Source organism: Roseburia sp. AM51-8, from assembly GCF_003478275.1.
Lineage (GTDB): Bacteria > Bacillota > Clostridia > Lachnospirales > Lachnospiraceae > Pararoseburia > Pararoseburia lenta.
Map to the genome: position 1 here is coordinate 472,071 of NZ_QUEY01000002.1, position 17,380 is coordinate 489,450.

Annotated in this window: 33 protein-coding genes; 30 read left to right on the plus strand and 3 right to left on the minus strand. The window is 43.3% G+C overall.

Going from position 1 to position 17,380, the window contains the following annotated elements; translation table 11 throughout:
* The first annotated feature begins 7 nt into the window (after positions 1 to 7).
* Positions 8 to 949, plus strand: coding sequence for a magnesium transporter CorA family protein (locus DW996_RS05990; protein ID WP_118280303.1), 942 nt, complete (start codon positions 8 to 10; stop codon positions 947 to 949).
* Here DW996_RS05990 and DW996_RS05995 read toward each other — a convergent pair.
* From DW996_RS05995 to DW996_RS06005, 3 genes are read right to left on the minus strand one after another with little or no spacing between them, the layout of a single operon-like run.
* The gene (locus tag DW996_RS05995; RefSeq protein WP_158575239.1) at positions 915 to 1,289 is read right to left on the minus strand and encodes an HD-GYP domain-containing protein; all 375 of its coding nucleotides are present in this window, start codon (positions 1,287 to 1,289) and stop codon (positions 915 to 917) included. The two genes, DW996_RS05990 and DW996_RS05995, sit on opposite strands and share 35 nt — an antisense overlap.
* Positions 1,214 to 1,972 carry a response regulator gene (locus DW996_RS06000; protein WP_118535169.1) on the minus strand — a complete coding sequence of 253 codons (759 nt, stop codon included), beginning with the start codon at positions 1,970 to 1,972 and terminating at the stop codon, positions 1,214 to 1,216. Before DW996_RS06000 ends, DW996_RS05995 begins: the two co-directional genes overlap by 76 nt.
* Before the next feature lie 22 nt (positions 1,973 to 1,994).
* Entirely contained in the window at positions 1,995 to 2,933 is a 939-nt protein-coding gene (locus DW996_RS06005; protein WP_118280301.1) for a class I SAM-dependent methyltransferase, read from the minus strand.
* 406 nt (positions 2,934 to 3,339) lie between these two features.
* Between DW996_RS06005 and rpsJ the strand changes: the two genes are divergently transcribed.
* The 29 genes from rpsJ (at position 3,340) to rpsK (ending at position 17,370) form a co-directional block, all read left to right on the plus strand.
* Positions 3,340 to 3,651 (plus strand): 30S ribosomal protein S10, encoded by a 312-nt coding sequence (gene rpsJ, locus DW996_RS06010; RefSeq protein WP_118535170.1) that lies wholly within the window; start codon positions 3,340 to 3,342, stop codon positions 3,649 to 3,651.
* Between the two features lie 124 nt (positions 3,652 to 3,775).
* The gene (rplC, locus tag DW996_RS06015) at positions 3,776 to 4,459 is read left to right on the plus strand and encodes a 50S ribosomal protein L3 (protein ID WP_118280299.1); all 684 of its coding nucleotides are present in this window, start codon (positions 3,776 to 3,778) and stop codon (positions 4,457 to 4,459) included.
* A 28-nt stretch (positions 4,460 to 4,487) separates the two neighbouring features.
* A complete protein-coding gene (gene rplD, locus DW996_RS06020) occupies positions 4,488 to 5,108 on the plus strand; it encodes a 50S ribosomal protein L4 (protein ID WP_118535171.1) in 621 nt (206 codons plus the stop codon).
* A complete protein-coding gene (gene rplW / locus DW996_RS06025; protein ID WP_118280297.1) occupies positions 5,108 to 5,407 on the plus strand; it encodes a 50S ribosomal protein L23 in 300 nt (99 codons plus the stop codon). The genes rplD and rplW overlap by 1 nt, the downstream gene beginning before the upstream one ends.
* 72 nt (positions 5,408 to 5,479) lie before the next feature.
* Positions 5,480 to 6,322 (plus strand): 50S ribosomal protein L2, encoded by an 843-nt coding sequence (gene rplB, locus DW996_RS06030; protein ID WP_118280296.1) that lies wholly within the window; start codon positions 5,480 to 5,482, stop codon positions 6,320 to 6,322.
* A gap of 11 nt (positions 6,323 to 6,333) precedes the next feature.
* Positions 6,334 to 6,615, plus strand: a complete 282-nt coding sequence (rpsS, locus tag DW996_RS06035) for a 30S ribosomal protein S19 (RefSeq protein WP_118280295.1) — start codon at positions 6,334 to 6,336, stop codon at positions 6,613 to 6,615.
* A gap of 27 nt (positions 6,616 to 6,642) precedes the next feature.
* Positions 6,643 to 7,038 carry a 50S ribosomal protein L22 gene (gene rplV / locus DW996_RS06040; protein ID WP_118280294.1) on the plus strand — a complete coding sequence of 132 codons (396 nt, stop codon included), beginning with the start codon at positions 6,643 to 6,645 and terminating at the stop codon, positions 7,036 to 7,038.
* Positions 7,039 to 7,047: 9 nt separating this feature from the next.
* Positions 7,048 to 7,704 carry a 30S ribosomal protein S3 gene (gene rpsC, locus DW996_RS06045; protein ID WP_118280293.1) on the plus strand — a complete coding sequence of 219 codons (657 nt, stop codon included), beginning with the start codon at positions 7,048 to 7,050 and terminating at the stop codon, positions 7,702 to 7,704.
* On the plus strand, positions 7,704 to 8,144 hold the full coding sequence (gene rplP / locus DW996_RS06050; RefSeq protein WP_118280292.1) for a 50S ribosomal protein L16: 441 nt from the start codon (positions 7,704 to 7,706) through the stop codon (positions 8,142 to 8,144). Before rpsC ends, rplP begins: the two co-directional genes overlap by 1 nt.
* Positions 8,134 to 8,337: a 50S ribosomal protein L29 gene (gene rpmC / locus DW996_RS06055; protein WP_118280291.1), complete on the plus strand. Its 204-nt coding sequence runs from the start codon at positions 8,134 to 8,136 to the stop codon at positions 8,335 to 8,337. The genes rplP and rpmC overlap by 11 nt, the downstream gene beginning before the upstream one ends.
* A gap of 38 nt (positions 8,338 to 8,375) precedes the next feature.
* Positions 8,376 to 8,633, plus strand: coding sequence for a 30S ribosomal protein S17 (gene rpsQ, locus DW996_RS06060; protein WP_118280290.1), 258 nt, complete (start codon positions 8,376 to 8,378; stop codon positions 8,631 to 8,633).
* 19 nt (positions 8,634 to 8,652) lie between these two features.
* Positions 8,653 to 9,021 carry a 50S ribosomal protein L14 gene (rplN, locus tag DW996_RS06065; RefSeq protein ID WP_118280289.1) on the plus strand — a complete coding sequence of 123 codons (369 nt, stop codon included), beginning with the start codon at positions 8,653 to 8,655 and terminating at the stop codon, positions 9,019 to 9,021.
* Positions 9,022 to 9,032: 11 nt separating this feature from the next.
* Positions 9,033 to 9,344, plus strand: a complete 312-nt coding sequence (gene rplX, locus DW996_RS06070; protein WP_118280288.1) for a 50S ribosomal protein L24 — start codon at positions 9,033 to 9,035, stop codon at positions 9,342 to 9,344.
* A gap of 23 nt (positions 9,345 to 9,367) precedes the next feature.
* The gene (gene rplE / locus DW996_RS06075; protein ID WP_118280287.1) at positions 9,368 to 9,907 is read left to right on the plus strand and encodes a 50S ribosomal protein L5; all 540 of its coding nucleotides are present in this window, start codon (positions 9,368 to 9,370) and stop codon (positions 9,905 to 9,907) included.
* 19 nt (positions 9,908 to 9,926) lie between these two features.
* Positions 9,927 to 10,112, plus strand: coding sequence for a type Z 30S ribosomal protein S14 (locus DW996_RS06080; protein WP_118280286.1), 186 nt, complete (start codon positions 9,927 to 9,929; stop codon positions 10,110 to 10,112).
* 22 nt (positions 10,113 to 10,134) lie between these two features.
* Positions 10,135 to 10,536 carry a 30S ribosomal protein S8 gene (gene rpsH, locus DW996_RS06085; RefSeq protein ID WP_118280285.1) on the plus strand — a complete coding sequence of 134 codons (402 nt, stop codon included), beginning with the start codon at positions 10,135 to 10,137 and terminating at the stop codon, positions 10,534 to 10,536.
* A gap of 112 nt (positions 10,537 to 10,648) precedes the next feature.
* Positions 10,649 to 11,188 (plus strand): 50S ribosomal protein L6, encoded by a 540-nt coding sequence (gene rplF, locus DW996_RS06090; protein ID WP_118280284.1) that lies wholly within the window; start codon positions 10,649 to 10,651, stop codon positions 11,186 to 11,188.
* Positions 11,189 to 11,206: 18 nt separating this feature from the next.
* Positions 11,207 to 11,575: a 50S ribosomal protein L18 gene (rplR, locus tag DW996_RS06095; protein ID WP_118280283.1), complete on the plus strand. Its 369-nt coding sequence runs from the start codon at positions 11,207 to 11,209 to the stop codon at positions 11,573 to 11,575.
* Between the two features lie 13 nt (positions 11,576 to 11,588).
* On the plus strand, positions 11,589 to 12,098 hold the full coding sequence (rpsE, locus tag DW996_RS06100; protein ID WP_118280282.1) for a 30S ribosomal protein S5: 510 nt from the start codon (positions 11,589 to 11,591) through the stop codon (positions 12,096 to 12,098).
* 14 nt (positions 12,099 to 12,112) lie between these two features.
* The gene (rpmD, locus tag DW996_RS06105) at positions 12,113 to 12,298 is read left to right on the plus strand and encodes a 50S ribosomal protein L30 (protein ID WP_118280281.1); all 186 of its coding nucleotides are present in this window, start codon (positions 12,113 to 12,115) and stop codon (positions 12,296 to 12,298) included.
* Between the two features lie 24 nt (positions 12,299 to 12,322).
* Complete coding sequence (gene rplO, locus DW996_RS06110) at positions 12,323 to 12,763, plus strand: 50S ribosomal protein L15 (protein WP_118280280.1); 441 nt, start codon at positions 12,323 to 12,325, stop codon at positions 12,761 to 12,763.
* A complete protein-coding gene (gene secY, locus DW996_RS06115) occupies positions 12,763 to 14,076 on the plus strand; it encodes a preprotein translocase subunit SecY (RefSeq protein WP_118535172.1) in 1,314 nt (437 codons plus the stop codon). The genes rplO and secY overlap by 1 nt, the downstream gene beginning before the upstream one ends.
* A gap of 69 nt (positions 14,077 to 14,145) precedes the next feature.
* Positions 14,146 to 14,790, plus strand: a complete 645-nt coding sequence (locus DW996_RS06120) for an adenylate kinase (RefSeq protein WP_118280278.1) — start codon at positions 14,146 to 14,148, stop codon at positions 14,788 to 14,790.
* 3 nt (positions 14,791 to 14,793) lie between these two features.
* Positions 14,794 to 15,576 (plus strand): type I methionyl aminopeptidase, encoded by a 783-nt coding sequence (gene map / locus DW996_RS06125; RefSeq protein ID WP_118535173.1) that lies wholly within the window; start codon positions 14,794 to 14,796, stop codon positions 15,574 to 15,576.
* Complete coding sequence (locus DW996_RS06130; protein WP_118280276.1) at positions 15,564 to 15,824, plus strand: KOW domain-containing RNA-binding protein; 261 nt, start codon at positions 15,564 to 15,566, stop codon at positions 15,822 to 15,824. The genes map and DW996_RS06130 overlap by 13 nt, the downstream gene beginning before the upstream one ends.
* Positions 15,825 to 16,043, plus strand: coding sequence for a translation initiation factor IF-1 (infA, locus tag DW996_RS06135; protein WP_118280275.1), 219 nt, complete (start codon positions 15,825 to 15,827; stop codon positions 16,041 to 16,043).
* 150 nt (positions 16,044 to 16,193) lie between these two features.
* Positions 16,194 to 16,307 carry a 50S ribosomal protein L36 gene (gene rpmJ, locus DW996_RS06140; protein WP_005339020.1) on the plus strand — a complete coding sequence of 38 codons (114 nt, stop codon included), beginning with the start codon at positions 16,194 to 16,196 and terminating at the stop codon, positions 16,305 to 16,307.
* 276 nt (positions 16,308 to 16,583) lie between these two features.
* A complete protein-coding gene (rpsM, locus tag DW996_RS06145) occupies positions 16,584 to 16,952 on the plus strand; it encodes a 30S ribosomal protein S13 (protein WP_118280274.1) in 369 nt (122 codons plus the stop codon).
* 25 nt (positions 16,953 to 16,977) lie between these two features.
* Complete coding sequence (gene rpsK, locus DW996_RS06150) at positions 16,978 to 17,370, plus strand: 30S ribosomal protein S11 (RefSeq protein ID WP_118280273.1); 393 nt, start codon at positions 16,978 to 16,980, stop codon at positions 17,368 to 17,370.
* Positions 17,371 to 17,380: the final 10 nt, after the last annotated feature.

Genomic DNA, 17,380 nt, shown 5'->3' on the forward strand with positions numbered 1-17,380 from the left:
GACAGAATTGATAAACATTTACAGAACGGACAACCGTATCATCTCCGAAATAGATCAGTTCGATACCGGTGCATGGGTAAAACTTACCGCACCGTCACTGGAAGAATGTGCAGAGATCAGTGATCGTTTTCATATGGATATCGCAGATGTGCGGGCGGCCCTCGATGATGAGGAGAGTTCCCGTATCAATCTGGAAGATGAATATACACTTATTCTGGTGGATATCCCATCAGCAGAAATGCGTAACAACCGCCATTCCTATACCACAATCCCGCTGGGGATCTTGATTGCAGAAGATGTGGTGATCACGGTATGTGCGGAGGAGACTGCCGTACTGCGTTCCTTTGTGGAACAACGTGTGCGCGATTTCTCCACCAAAAAACAGATGCGTTTTACCTATCAGATCTTATACAATGCCTGCATGGTCTATCAGAGCCTGTTGCGCAGTATTGACAGAAAGCGTACTGAGATCGAGGAAAGAATCGATCAGAATACCGAGGATGTTGACTTGATCGACCTGCACGAATTGGAATCCAATCTGGTCTACTTTGCTACGTCACTGCGCGCAAATGGTGTGGTGTTGGATCGTTTGACACGTTATGGGAGGCTCCGTCAGTATTCGGAGGATCAGGAACTATTAGAGGATGTGATCATTGAGAACAGACAGGCGATCGAGATGACACAGATCTATCGTGACATCATCAATGGTACCAGAGAACTGATGTCGACGGTCATCAACAATCGCCTGAATAATGTAATGAAATATCTGGCAGCGATCACGATCGTTATGTCCATCCCGACGATCATATCGGGACTCTGGGGCATGAATGTCGGTGGCAAATGGATGCCGTTTTCGTCCACACCGCATGGTTTCGCGATCATTTGTGTGATAACGCTGCTGCTTTGCATCGTGGTTATGCTTTGGCTTCGGAAGAAAAAGATGCTTTAGCCTGAGCAAACTCGTCTGTGATTTGACGAAAGACCTGCATGATACGAGGATCAAAAGAAGTGCCGTCTTCATCTAAGAGAATGGAGACGGCTTTTTCATGCGAAAAAGCGTCTTTGTAACTGCGCTGGCTGGTCAGAGCATCGTAGACATCCGCGACAGCCAGAATACGTGCGCTGAGGGGTATATCTTCGCCGGCAAGTCCTTTTGGATAGCCGGATCCGTCCCATTTCTCATGATGGTAATATGCCATGTCTCTGGCATCGCTTAAGAAACTGTCCTCGCCAACGATCTCAACCGCATGGGTAAGCGCCTGACCGCCAAAGGTGGAGTGTTGGCGCATAAATTCCATTTCCTCCGGGCTGAGAGTGAAGGCTTTAAAAGGGTGTTGTCGGAAATACCGACCTTGCCCAGGTCATGCAGTGGAGCACCGCGAAGCAATCTTGCCTTGTAGTCCGGTGTGATCGCATCCGGGAAGGTATGTGCCTTGTCTAAGGCATTCAAGAGTATCTCGAAATATTTTGCCGTGCGTCTGACGTGGGAGCCGGTCATACCGTCACGGATTTCCAACAGGTCATTTAAACTGGCGACCAGTGCCGTCTCTACGCGTGCGACCTGCTCTGTCTTTTGCATGATGATCTCTTCCAGGTGATCCTGATAATGTGCCAGAACCAACTGGGTGCGGATACGCATGCGCATGATCTGGGGCTGCAAGGGCTTATGGATGTAATCGACTGCGCCCAGTTCCAGTCCGTGGATCTCATCGGCAACATTGTCCTGTGCTGTCAAGAAAATGATAGGTGTGTCCTCGGTCTGTGGCAGGGAACGGATGGCTTTCAATGTCTCGAAACCGTCCACCTCCGGCATTTGGATATCGAGCAGGATGATGTCTGGTGTATGTTTTTCTAAATAACGAAGAGCCATTTTGCAGGAATTGGCTGTGACGACATTGTAGTAGTCATCCAGTGCTTCCTTGGCGGTACGCAGGTTGATGCCGCTATCATCTATGATTAAAACTGTTTCCATACTGTCAAACTCCTTGTGGTGTTTATAATGAGGTCGGAAGATCCTGACCGGCAAATCTGCCGCTGGCTCCGCAAGGGAGGGTAAGTCCGTTGCAGGAAACAGGAAGACCGATTTCTTCTGCGGCTACACTTCCCGGATAGCCTTTTAAGGCGGTTGAAATCATATAGTGCAGTACAGCAGGCTGCAAGCCTGTGGTGTATGAGTTTACAAGGAAGAAAAGTGGCTGGTCGGTCAGCAGTTGCGCACACAATTCTATGAGCGGATAGATGGCATCCTCGATCTTCCAGATCTCACCCTTAGGACCACGTCCGTAAGATGGCGGATCCATAATGATGGCATCGTAGTGATTGCCGCGTCGGATCTCGCGCTCTACGAACTTTTTGCAGTCATCCACGATCCAGCGGATCGGGGCATCGGCAAGACCGGAGGATACGGCATTTTCCTTTGCCCAGGTGACCATGCCTTTGGACGCATCTACATGTGTGACTGCGGCACCGGTTGCTGCCGCGGCGATCGTTGCACCGCCGGTATAGGCAAAGAGATTTAATACTTTGATCGGGCGATCCGGGTGCTCTTTCTTCCTATTATATATAAGTGTGGAAAACCAATCCCAGTTGACTGCCTGTTCCGGAAAAAGACCGGTGTGTTTAAAACTGAAAGGTTTCAGATGAAAAGTCAGGCTGCCGTTATGGTTGACATAGAGATTGTCGTTATCGGTGTGGGGCAGTTGATAAGTGATGCTCCACTGCTGTGGCAGATCAAAGAACTCCCACTCGCCACCACCTTTTTTGCTGCGGTGATAGTGCCCGTTTAGTTTCTTCCATTCGCTGACCTTCTTTGGGGTGTTCCAGATGACCTGTGGGTCCGGGCGGAGCAGGGTGTATTTTCCCCAGTGCTCCAGTTTCTCACCGCCGGAGCAGTCGATGACTTCGTATTCTTTCCAATGGTCTGCTATCCACATAATGATTCCTCGCATTCTATCTATCGTATCGTTCGATTTGTATTCTTCTTATTGCTTCTATATTATATATGAAGAAAGACTAAGATGCCACTGAAAATATTGTATGCGAAAAAATACAATATTTATTCAAAAAACCTTGCAAGTATTGATTTTATCATGTATATTAGATGTTGCTGTGACATTGATAGCGTTGAAGCGTGAGGTTGCTGCCGATTATCACCATAGTAATCTGGCAGGTTTTCCGTGGAGCGAATGTCAAGTTAGGAAACTGGCGACAAGTCACTGTACAAAATATAGTCTACCATTGTGTAGAGACACGTGTGTTAATCTTTAGGACACACACGGAGAAGTGTACAGTCACCGCTTGTCGTACTATTGAAATAAGTGCGAAGGAGGCGACTTTTTTATGGCAACTCAGGTTATGAGAATCACACTCAAGGCATATGATCACGAATTAGTTGATGCATCTGCTAAGAAAATCATCGAGACTGTTAAGAAAAACGGATCACAGGTGAGTGGACCGGTACCACTTCCGACAAAGAAGGAAGTTGTTACTATCTTAAGAGCGGTACACAAGTACAAAGATTCCAGAGAACAGTTCGAGCAGAGAACTCATAAGAGACTCATCGATATCATGACACCTACCCAGAAGACAGTTGATGCATTGCAGAGACTCGAAATGCCAGCTGGTGTTTACATCGATATCAAGATGAAGTAAGAAGTTAACAAGGTTAACGATCCGGTATAGGTTTATATAGAAGCAACATTTATGTTCCACTTATATTGCCTGTTCTAGGATGATCGCTACGGCGATCCGCTGTAGAAAAACAGGAGGAAAGAAAATGAAGAAAGCTATTTTAGCAACAAAAGTCGGAATGACTCAAATCTTCAATGCTGATGGAGTTTTAACTCCTGTAACTGTTTTACAGGCTGGTCCTTGTGTAGTAACACAGATCAAGACTGTTGAGAACGACGGTTACGAAGCAGTTCAGGTTGGTTTCGTTGACAAGAAAGAAAAGGTAGTCAACAAGGATGCCAACGGCAAGAAAGAAATCAGAAACAGACATGGCGTCAACAAGGCTGAGAAGGGACACTTCGATAAGGCTGGTGTTTCTGGAAAGAGATTCGTAAGAGAATTTAAGTTTGAAAATTGCGCAGATTACAATCTTGCAGATGAGATCAAGGCTGACATCTTTGAAGAAGGTGACAAGATCGATGCTACAGCAATTTCAAAGGGAAAAGGATTCCAGGGTGCTATCAAGAGACTTGGTCAGCACAGAGGACCTATGGCTCATGGTTCTAAGTTCCATCGTCATCAGGGTTCCAACGGTGCTTGTTCTTCACCAAGTAAGGTATTCAAAGGAAAAGGAATGCCTGGACACATGGGAAGCGTTAAGGTTACAATCCAGAACCTTGAAGTTGTACGCGTAGATGCAGAGAATAACCTGCTTTTGGTAAAGGGTGCTGTTCCAGGACCTAAGAAGTCTTTAGTTACAATTAAAGAGTCTGTAAAGTCAGGTAAGTAATCGATAGTAGGAAAGGAGGAACTTTACGATGGCTAAAGTATCCGTATACAATATGGAAGGCAAAGAAGTTGAGACAATGGAACTTGACGATGCTGTTTTCGGTGTTGAAGTAAACGAGCATTTAGTTCACATGGCAGTTGTCCAGCAGCTTGCAAATAACCGTCAGGGAACTCAGAAGGCAAAGACACGTTCTGAAGTTCGTGGTGGTGGTAGAAAACCATGGAGACAGAAGGGAACAGGTCATGCAAGACAGGGTTCTACAAGAGCTCCACAGTGGACAGGTGGTGGTGTTGTATTTGCACCAACTCCAAGAGATTATTCATTCAAGTTGAATAAGAAAGAGAAGAGAGCAGCACTTAAGTCTGCATTATCTTCCAGAGTAGCAGAGAATAAGTTTGTTGTAGTTGACGAGTTGAAGTTCGATGCGATCAAGACAAAGGATTTTGCAAAGGTAATGAGCAACCTTGGTGTTGAAAAGGCGCTTGTTGTTATCAATGACAACGACACAAATGTTGTTATGTCAGCAAAGAACATTCCTACTGTTAAGACTGCTTCAACAAGCACGATCAACGTATATGACATCTTGAAGTACAACACAGTTGTTGTAACAAAGGATGCTGTTAATACAATTCAGGAGGTGTATGCATAATGGCTAACGTACAATATTATGATGTAATCCTCAAACCTGTAATCACAGAGAAGAGCATGAATGCAATGGCTGAAAAGAAGTACACATTTCTTGTTCATCCAGAAGCAAACAAGACAATGATCAAGGAAGCAGTTGAAAAGATGTTCGAAGGAACAAAGGTTGCTTCCGTTAATACAATGAACAACGATGGCAAGGAAAAGAGACGTGGCAGAAGCGTAGGCAAGACTGCTAAGACTAAGAAGGCTATCGTTCAGCTTACAGCAGATAGCAAGGACATCGAGATCTTCGCAGGGCTGTAAGTCGAAAGCAAGATTATGCGTCATGTTTAGACGCGATAAGTAAAACGTAAAAGTAGCGAAAGGAGAATTACAATGGGAATTAAAACTTATAACCCATATACACCTTCCAGAAGAAATATGACTGGCTCTGATTTCTCCGAGATCACAAAGAAGACTCCTGAGAAGTCTCTTACAACTTCTTTAAAGAAGAACGCTGGTCGTAACAATCAGGGTAAGATTACAGTTAGACACCAGGGTGGTGGAAACAGAAGAAAATATAGAATTATCGATTTCAAGAGAAAGAAAGATGGAGTTCCTGCAACTGTTATCGGTATCGAGTACGATCCAAACAGAACAGCAAACATCGCATTGATCTGCTACGCAGACGGCGAGAAGGCTTACATCCTTGCTCCTGAAGGACTTGCTGATGGCATGAAGGTCATGAACGGACCGGAAGCAGAAGTACGTGTTGGTAACTGCCTTCCGCTGGCAAACATCCCGGTTGGTACTTTAGTACACAACATCGAGATGTATCCGGGCAAGGGTGGACAGTTAGTTCGTTCCGCTGGTAACAGCGCTCAGTTGATGGCTAAAGAAGGCAAGTATGCAACTCTTAGACTTCCATCAGGCGAAATGAGAATGATTCCTTTGAACTGTAGAGCATCTATCGGTGTTATCGGCAATGGTGATCACAACCTTGTTAAGATTGGTAAAGCTGGTCGTAAGCGTCACATGGGTATCCGCCCAACTGTTCGTGGTTCTGTTATGAACCCTAATGACCATCCACATGGTGGTGGTGAAGGTAAGGCACCAATCGGACGTCCGGGCCCATGTACACCTTGGGGCAAGCCTGCACTTGGTTTGAAGACCAGAAAGAAGAACAAACAGTCTAACAAGCTTATCGTAAGAAGAAGAGACGGTAAGGCTATCAAATAAGGAGGATCATTATGGCTCGTTCATTAAAAAAAGGACCATTTGCTGATGAAAGCTTATTGAAGAAGATTGATGCAATGAACGCATCAGGCGACAAGAGTGTTATTAAGACATGGTCACGCCGTTCAACAATCTTTCCACAGATGGTAGGACATACAATCGCTGTTCATGACGGAAGAAAGCATGTGCCTGTATATGTTACAGAAGATATGGTAGGACACAAGCTTGGTGAGTTCGTTTCTACAAGAACTTACAGAGGTCATGACAAGAACGAAAAGAAATCAAGAGTACGCTAATTAATTTTTGAAAGGAGGTTTCACATCATGGCAAAAGGACATAGATCCCAGATTAAACGTGAGAGAAACAGTCAAAAAGATACTAGACCTTCAGCAAAGTTATCTTATGCTAGAATGTCAGTTCAGAAAGCTTGCTTCGTATTAGACGCTATTCGCGGTAAGGATGTTCAGACAGCTCTTGCTATCGTAACTTATAATCCAAGATACGCTTCAAGCATTATAGAGAAGTTATTAAAGTCAGCAATCGCAAATGCTGAGAACAATTACCCAGACAAGAACTACAGCCTGGAAAACCTTTATGTTGCAGAGTGCTATGCAAATAAGGGCCCAACAATGAAGAGAATTAGACCAAGAGCACAGGGTAGAGCTTACAGAATCGAAAAGAGAATGAGCCACATTACTGTTGTGCTTGATGAAAGATAGGAGGCAATCATGGGACAGAAAGTTAATCCTCACGGCTTAAGAGTCGGTGTGATCAAGGATTGGGATTCTAAGTGGTATGCTGAAGGTGAATTCGCTGACTACTTGGTTGAAGATTACAATATCAGAACATTTCTTAAGAAAAAGTTATATGCAGCTGGCGTATCTAAGATCGAGATCGAAAGAGCAGCCGGAAGAGTTAAGGTTATCGTTTACACAGCAAAGCCTGGTGTTGTAATCGGTAAGGGCGGCGCTGAGATCGAGAAGGTTAAGGCTGAACTTCAGAAGTTGACAGACAAGAAGCTTGTTGTTGACATCAAGGAAGTTAAGAGACCTGACAAGGACGCTCAGTTAGTTGCAGAGAATATCGCAGCACAGTTGGAGAACCGTGTTTCTTTCCGTCGTGCTATGAAGTCTTGCATGTCAAGATCTATGAAGACCGGTATCAAGGGTATCAAGACAAGCGTTTCCGGACGTCTTGGTGGTGCTGATATGGCTCGTACAGAGTTCTATTCAGAAGGTACTATTCCGCTTCAGACACTTCGTGCAGATATTGATTATGGATTCGCTGAGGCTGACACTACTTATGGCAAGGTCGGCGTAAAGGTTTGGATCTACAAAGGAGAAGTACTTCCTACAAAGGGAAATAAGGAAGGAGGAGCCAAATAATGTTAATGCCTAAGAGAGTAAAACATCGTAAGCAGTTCCGTGGATCTATGACAGGAAAGGCTTTACGAGGCAACAAGATCGTAAACGGTGATTTCGGTATTGTTGCTATGGAACCATGTTGGATTCGTTCTAATCAGATTGAAGCAGCCCGTATCGCTATGACACGTTATATCAAGCGTGGTGGTAAGGTCTGGATCAAGATTTTCCCTGATAAGCCTGTTACAGCAAAGCCTGCTGAAACTCGTATGGGTTCCGGTAAGGGAGCTTTGGAGTACTGGGTAGCTGTTGTTAAGCCAGGTCGTGTATTATTTGAAATCTCCGGGGTACAGGAAGATGTCGCTAGAGAGGCTCTTCGTCTTGCTACACACAAATTGCCTTGCAAGTGCAAGATCGTTTCTCGTGCGGATTTGGAAAGCGAGGTTGCAGCAAATGAAAACTAAGGAATATGTTAACGAATTAAAGAATGCATCTGTTGCAGATTTGAATGCACAGTTGGTGGAAGCAAAGAAGGAACTTTTCAATTTAAGATTCCAGAACGCAACCAATCAGTTAGAGAATACAGCAAGAATCAAAGAAGTTAGAAGAAACATTGCACGTATTCAGACAATGATTACTGCAGCTGATAACAAGTAAGCAGTTCGGAATTTTAAAGGTAGAAAGGAGACAATATCGTGGAAGAAAGAAATCTTAGAAAAACACGTGTAGGTATTGTTGTAAGCGATAAGATGGATAAGACAATCGTTGTTGCTGTTAAGGATAACGTAAAGCATCCACTTTACAACAAGATCGTTAAGAGAACTTATAAATTAAAGGCTCATGACGAGAACAACGATGCACACATCGGTGATACCGTCAGAGTTATGGAAACAAGACCATTATCTAAGGATAAGAGATGGAGACTTGTTGAAATCATGGAAAGAGCAAAGTAATTAGAAGGAGGCTACAAACATGGTACAGCAGGAAAGTAGATTAAAAGTAGCTGATAATACAGGTGCTAAAGAAATCCTTTGCATTCGTGTTATGGGCGGTTCTACAAGAAGATATGCAAATATCGGTGACGTGATCACCGCTACTGTTAAAGATGCAACACCAGGTGGTGTTGTTAAAAAGGGCGATGTCGTTAAGGCAGTAGTTGTACGCTCCAAGAAGGGTGCCCGTCGTAAAGATGGTTCTTATATTAAGTTTGACGAGAATGCTGCAGTTATCATCAAAGATGACAAGACCCCAAGAGGAACTCGTATTTTTGGACCTGTAGCTAGAGAGCTTCGTGAGAAACAGTTTATGAAGATTGTTTCCCTTGCTCCGGAAGTATTATAGGAGGTAGTACGATGGCAACAATGAAGATCAAAAAGGGCGATACCGTTAGAGTAATCGCTGGTGCAGATAAGGATAACGAAGGAAAAGTTATCGCTGTAAATCAGAAAAATCATACAGTTTTGGTTGAAGGTGTGAACATGATCAAGAAGCACACAAAGCCTAGCATGGCAAACCAGAACGGTGGAATCATCGAGCAGGAAGGACCAATCGACATTTCAAATGTTATGCTTCTTGTTGATGGTAAGACAACCAGAGTTGGTTTTCAGATGGACGGAGACAAGAAAGTCCGCGTAGCAAAAGCAACTGGTAAAGTGATCGATTAATATAACGAGAGGAGGCAAATCAGTTGAGTAGACTTAAAGAGCAGTACCAGAATGAGATCGTAAAGGCTATGATCGAAAAGTTTGGTTATAAGAATATTATGGAAGTTCCAAAGCTTGACAAGATCGTAGTCAATATGGGTGTTGGCGAAGCTAAGGAAAACGCAAAGCTTTTAGAGGCAGCAGTTAAGGACATGGAGACAATCACAGGTCAGAAGGCTGTTACAACAAAGGCAAAGAACTCTGTTGCTAACTTCAAGATCAGAGAAGGTATGGCAATCGGATGTAAGACAACACTTAGAGGCGAAAAGATGTATGATTTCGCTGATCGTCTTATCAATCTTGCACTTCCACGTGTACGTGACTTTAGAGGTGTTAGTGCTGATTCTTTCGACGGAAGAGGTAACTACGCACTTGGTATCAAGGAACAGATCATCTTCCCTGAAATCGAGTATGATAAGGTTGACAAAGTAAGAGGTATGGACATTATTTTTGTTACTACTGCTAAGACAGACGAAGAGGCTCGTGAATTACTGAGATTATTCGGTATGCCTTTCGTAAAGTAATTTAGGAGGGAATTTTAAGATGGCAAAGAAATCTATGAAAGTTAAGCAGCAGCGCAAGCAGAAATTCTCTACTAGAGAATATAGCCGTTGTAAAATCTGTGGTCGTCCACATGCTTATTTAAGAAAGTATGGCATCTGTAGAGTATGTTTCCGTGAGTTAGCATACAAGGGACAGATCCCTGGCGTAAAGAAGGCTAGTTGGTAAGCCGGAAGGAGGAAATTTAATCATGACAATGAGTGATCCAATCGCAGATATGCTTACAAGAATCCGTAATGCAAATACTGCAAAACATGATACAGTTGATATCCCAGCATCTAAGATGAAGATCGCAATCGCTGATATCCTTGTAGATGAGGGATATATCACAAAATATGACATCGTAGAAGATGGTAACTTTAAGAGCATCCGCGTTACATTAAAGTATGGCGCAGACAAGAACGAGAAGGTCATCACAGGCATCAAGAGAATTTCTAAGCCTGGTCTTCGCGTTTATGCTGGTAAGGATGAGATCCCAACCGTTCTTGGCGGACTTGGTATTGCAATCCTTTCTACAAACAAGGGAATCGTTACTGACAAAGAGGCTAGAAAGCTTCAGGTCGGTGGAGAAGTGCTTGCTTTCGTTTGGTAATTATCCGAAAGCAAGGACATTGGAACATTTCACGTAATGTATAAACCGTCCCCGAGGCGGACATACAATATAGCACCCCGCGCATAGCGGAGAAATTATAGGAGGTACGGGCATGTCACGTATAGGAAGAATGCCAATCGCAATCCCAGCAGGAGTTACTGTTGAAATTGCAGAAAATAATCATGTGACTGTAAAAGGTCCAAAGGGAACTCTTGAGAGAACACTTCCATCAGAGATGGATATCAAGTTAGAGGGTTCTGAAGTAATCGTTACAAGACCAAACGACTTAAAGAAGATGAAGTCTTTACATGGTCTTACAAGAACACTGATCCACAACATGGTAGTTGGTGTTACTGATGGTTACGAAAAAGTCTTGGAAGTAAACGGTGTTGGATATAGAGTCCAGAAGTCAGGAAAGAACCTGACATTACACTTAGGCTATTCTCATCCGGTTGAGATGGTTGATCCAGAAGGACTTGAGTCCACAGTTGATGGTAACAAGATTATCATCAAGGGTATCGATAAAGAAAAAGTTGGCCAGTACGCAGCAGAAATCAGAGACAAGAGAAGACCTGAACCATACAAGGGCAAGGGTATCAAGTATGCTGATGAAGTTATCAGACGTAAAGTTGGTAAAACTGGTAAGAAATAATTAAAGGAGTGACGAGAAATGGTTAGTAAGAAATCAAGAGAAGTAGTTCGCCAGACAAAGCATAGAAGACTTCGTAATACTCTTTCTGGAACAGCAGACAGACCACGTCTTGCAGTATTCAGAAGTAACAATCATATGTATGCTCAGATTATTGATGATACAGTTGGTAATACACTCGTTTCCGCTTCTACGCTTGATAAAGAGGTAAAGGCTGATTTAGAGAAGACAAATAATGTTGAAGCAGCAGCCAAGTTAGGTACTGTCATTGCTAAGAAGGCATTAGATAAAGGTATTTCCACAGTTGTATTTGACAGAGGTGGATTCATTTATCAGGGCAAGATTGCAGCATTAGCTGACGCAGCTAGAGAAGCTGGATTAGAATTTTAGGAGGAAATAACACATGAGACATGAAATTATTGATGCTAGTCAATTAGAGTTAAATGAAACAGTGGTATCAATTAAACGTGTAACAAAGGTTGTTAAGGGTGGACGTAACATGCGTTTCACAGCCTTAGTTGTTGTCGGTGATGGCAATGGTCATGTTGGTGCAGGACTTGGCAAAGCAGCTGAAATCCCAGAAGCGATCCGCAAGGGAAAAGAAGATGCAATGAAGAAGTTGATTACTGTAAAACTTGATGAGAACAACAGTATTACACATGATATTTCTGGTAAGCATACTGGTGCTTCTGTATTACTGAAGAAGGCTCCGGAAGGTACAGGTATCATCGCTGGTGGTCCAGCCCGTGCCGTTTGTGAGTTAGCAGGTATCCAGAACATCCGTACAAAGTCATTAGGTTCTTCTAACAAGCAGAACGTAGTACTTGCTACAATCGACGGACTCCGTCAGTTGAAATCCCCAGAAGAAGTTGCAAGACTTCGTGGTAAGACTGTAGAAGAGATTCTCGGTTAAGGAGGAAATAGATCATGGCAGAAAAGAAGTTAAAGATTACACTTGTTAAGTCTCCTATCGGAGCAGTTCCAAAGAACAAGAAGACTGTTGAAGCATTAGGCCTCAGAAAACTCAACAAGACTGTTGAGATGCCTGATAACGAAGCAGTTCGTGGAATGATCAGACAGGTAAGACATTTAGTTAAGGTAGAAGAGATTTAATCAAATAATTAAGGAGGTGTCACAATGGATTTATCAAACTTACAGCCGGCAGAAGGCTCAAAGCACAGTGATAATTTCAGAAGAGGACGTGGACACGGTTCAGGCAATGGCAAGACCGCTGGTAAGGGTCATAAGGGACAGAAGGCTCGTTCAGGAGCTCCAAGACCTGGTTTTGAAGGTGGTCAGATGCCTTTATACAGACGTATTCCTAAGAGAGGTTTCACATGCAGAAACTCTAAGGAAATCGTTGGTATCAACTTATCTTATCTTGAGAGATTTGAAGATGGTGCAACTGTAACAGTTGAATCATTGGTTGAGGCTGGTATCGTAAAGAACACCAGAGACGGTGTTAAGATTCTTGGTAACGGTGAACTTACTAAGAAGTTGACAGTCCAGGCTAATGCTTTTAGTGCAAGCGCTAAGGAAAAAATCGAAGCCCTTGGTGGTAAAGCAGAGGTGATCTAATGCTAGAAACACTCCGCAATGCATTTAAAATTAAAGATTTACGAAAAAGAATCGGATTTACATTTTTAATGCTCATTGTAGTGCGAATTGGAAGTCAGCTTCCAATTCCCGGAGTGGATCCGGATGTATTTTCACAGTTATTTGCAAACAATGGCGATGCGCTGAATTTCTTTGATGCGATTACTGGTGGATCTTTTGAAAATATGTCTATTTTCGCTCTGAACATTACACCATACATTACATCTTCTATTATCATCCAGTTGCTGACCATTGCATTCCCAAAGTTAGAGGAAATGCAGCGTGATGGGGAGCAGGGAAGAAAGAAGATTACACAGATTACCCGTTATGTTACGGTTGGATTGGCGATCATCCAGTCTGTTGCTATGGCAATCGGATTTGGACGTTCCGGTTATCTGACTGAGTTCAACGCACTGTATGTTATCATGACAGTCGCTGCTCTTACAGCGGGTTCATCTGTACTTATGTGGATCGGTGAAAGAATTACCGAAAAGGGTATCGGTAACGGTATCTCTATCGTACTTGTAATCAATATTCTTTCACGTATTCCGAGTGATCTGACTTCATTATTTGAGCAGTTCATCTCAGGAAAGACCATTGCAAAGGGTACACTTGCAGGTGTGATCATTGCAGCAATCATTGTTGCTATGGTTGTTCTGGTTGTATTCTTGCAGGGGGCTGAGCGTAGAATCCCGGTTCAGTATTCAAAGAAAATTCAGGGAAAGAGACAGGTTGGTGGTGCCAACTCCGTGATTCCAATGAAGGTCAATACGGCCGGTGTTATTCCGGTCATCTTTGCACAGTCATTGTTACAGACACCGGTTATCATTTGCACCTTGCTTGGTAAGACAGGCGGTACAAGTTTCTGGTACAAGATTCTTCGCGGTATGTCACAGTCAAACTGGTTCGATCCGAATAATTGGATTTATACCATTGGTGCTGTAGTGTATGTGCTGCTGATCATCGGCTTTGCATATTTCTATACGTCAATTACCTTTAATCCGCTTGAGATCGCTGACAACTTAAAGAAGCAGGGCGGTTCCATTCCGGGTATCCGATCAGGCAAGCCTACGAGTGATTACCTACAGGCAGTCCTGAACAACATTATTTTTATCGGTGCTATCGGACTTTCCATCGTGGCGATCATCCCGATCGTATTTAATGGATTATTTGGTGCAAATGTGTCCTTTGGTGGAACATCCATCATCATTATTGTTGGTGTTGTCATCGAGACACTGAAGCAGGTGGAATCCCAGATGCTCGTCAGAAATTACAAGGGATTTTTAAATGATTAATGAATAGACATCCATATGGAGATACTGGCCTAGCCGTATCTCCTAAGGTGTTATAAGGAGGTTTTTATCGTGAAGATTATTATGTTAGGTGCTCCCGGTGCCGGCAAAGGCACACAGGCAAAGCAGATCGCAGCAAAATATCAGATCCCTCATATCTCAACAGGAGATATTTTCCGTGCGAACATTAAAAATGGCACAGAACTTGGAAAAAAGGCAAAGGAATATATGGATCAGGGACTTTTGGTGCCGGATGAACTGACCTGTGATCTGGTTATGGATCGTATCGGTCAGGAGGATTGTGCAAATGGATTTGTACTGGATGGATTTCCACGTACCATTCCACAGGCAGAGAGTCTGGATGCAGCACTTTCTAAGATCGGACAGAAGATGGATTTTGCCATTGATGTCGATGTACCGGATTCCCATATCGTAAAGAGAATGTCAGGTCGTCGTGCCTGCCTTTCCTGTGGAGCAACATATCATATCGTTGCTATTCCGCCAAAGAAAGAGGGTATCTGTGATGCCTGCGGTAAGGAATTAGTCTTAAGAGACGATGATAAGCCTGAAACAGTACAGAAGAGACTGGATGTTTATCATGAGCAGACCCAGCCTCTGATCGATTATTATAAGAAGCAGGGTATCCTGCATTCTGTAGATGGAACGCAGCCGATGGAGGATGTATTCGCCAATATCGACGCGATCATAGGAGTCTAGCCCATGTCAGCAGTTACCATTAAATCTGCCCAAGAATTAGAGTATATGCGGGAGGCAGGCAGGATCCTTGCAAGTGTGCATCAGACCTTAGGGGATGCCCTTTGTGAGGGAATGTCAACGCTGGAGATCGATACTTTGGGAGAAGAGATCATCCGTAGTTTCGGATGCGAGCCTTCCTTTTTGAACTATATGGGATATCCGGCATCTGTGTGTGTTTCCGTCAATGATGAAGTCGTACATGGGATCCCGAGAGAAGATCATATCATTACAAATGGCGATATCGTCAGTCTGGATATTGGCGTGATCTATAAAGGCTATCATTCCGATGCGGCGAGGACTCATGGCGTGGGAGAGATCTCACCGGAGGCACAGGCGCTCATTGATGTGACGCGCGAGAGTTTCTTTGCCGGGATAGAGCAGGCGACAGCCGGACGGCATTTGAATGATATTTCAAGTGCGATCGGTGATTACGCGACCAAGCGCGGTTATGGCGTGGTCCGGGATCTGGTAGGTCATGGCATTGGCACACACCTGCACGAAGAACCGGAAATACCAAATTACCATAAATGGCGGCGCGGCATCAAGTTGCAGCCGGGTATGACCTTTGCGATCGAGCCTATGATCAATATCGGTAGTCCAAATGTCGTATGGATGGATGATGAGTGGACGGTTGTGACGGAGGATGAATCCTTATCTGCACATTATGAAAACACCATTATCATTACAGACGGTCGACCGGAGATACTGACACTGACAGAAAGTGAGAAGCATCTATGGACGAATTGATCTTAGCAAAATCCAAGGCAGGACATGATAAGAATCATATCTATCTTGTAATGAAACGGCAGGATGACATCGTCTATCTGGTCAATGGAAAGACCAGAACTTGCGATAATCCCAAAAAGAAAAAAGAAAAACATATACAGCCGATCAAGCATTTGCCACAAGAGATCTTAGATCTGGCAAAGGGCAAGACGATGAATGATGAGTTGGTCGGTCAGATTTTAGATCTTTATGTAGGAGGAATAAAATAAATGTCTAAGGCAGATGTAATCGAAGTAGAAGGTGTTGTAGTAGAAAAATTACCAAATGCTTTCTTTAAAGTGGAACTGGAAAATGGTCACCAGATCTTAGCAACGATCAGCGGAAAACTTCGTATGAATTATATCCGCATTTTACCGGGTGACAAGGTTACGATCGAGATGTCACCATATGATCTGACAAAGGGCAGAATCATTTGGAGAGATAAGTAAAAAGTTGTTGACAAGAGTTTGATACTTTTGCTATACTATCAAGTGCGTTTATGGGCATTTCTTTTCGCGCGCCTATAAATGCAGTAGATAAAAGACTTGTACATGCGTACAAGGAACACGAAAATGATGAGAAGGGAGGCATTTCCTACAATGAAGGTAAGATCATCAGTAAAACCTATTTGCGAAAAGTGCAAAGTAATCAAGAGAAAAGGTAGTGTTCGTATTATTTGCGAGAACCCGAAACACAAACAGAGACAGGGCTAATTCATAAGGATTAGTGTTATTTGTATATGTTATGTGCGGCTGATGTTCCCGATGATTAGTAAATAATTAGGCAACATTTTCATAATATATGCGGATCACCCTACATACCGAGGGTGGTTAGTTTCGTGGATTCGGAACTCTTCCTTACTATATGTTTAGGAAGAAAAGAACCAAATAAGGCATATACACACATTTCAGGCCGGCAACGGAGCTGTATAGGGTCTATTTGGGGATGGTAGTAGTTAATCAGAAAATTTTATGGAGGTGTAAACACACATGGCTCGTATCGCAGGTGTAGATTTACCAAGAGAAAAACGCGTAGAAATTGGTTTAACTTACATTTACGGAATTGGTAGAGTAAGTTCTAACAAGATTCTTGAAGCAGCAAATGTTGATCCTAGCACTCGTGTTAAGGACTTGACAGACGACGAAGTTAAGAGAATCAGTGCTGTCATTGACGAAACAATGATGGTAGAAGGTGATTTGAGAAGAGACGTAGCTCTTAATATCAAGAGACTGCAGGAGATTGGATGCTATCGTGGTATCCGTCACAGAAAGGGACTTCCGGTTCGTGGTCAGAAGACAAAGACCAACGCTAGAACAAGAAAGGGTCCTAAGAGAACTGTAGCAAACAAGAAGAAATAATTTCAGAAAGTAGGTTAGTTTAGATATGGCTAAAGTTGCAAAGAAAGTAACAAAAAAGCGTGTAAAGAAAAACGTTGAACACGGACAGGCACATATTCAGGCATCTTTCAACAATACAATTGTAACAATTACAGATGCACAGGGAAATGCTTTATCATGGGCAAGTGCCGGTGGTCTTGGATTTAGAGGTTCAAGAAAATCTACTCCATATGCTGCACAGATGGCAGCTGAAACAGCAGCAAAGGCTGCTCTCGTTCATGGATTAAAGACAGTAGATGTTATGGTTAAGGGACCAGGATCAGGTAGAGAAGCAGCAATTCGTGCACTTTCTGCATGCGGAATCGATGTAACCAGCATCACAGACGTAACTCCAGTACCACATAATGGATGTCGTCCACCAAAGCGTAGAAGAGTTTAATAGGAGGGAT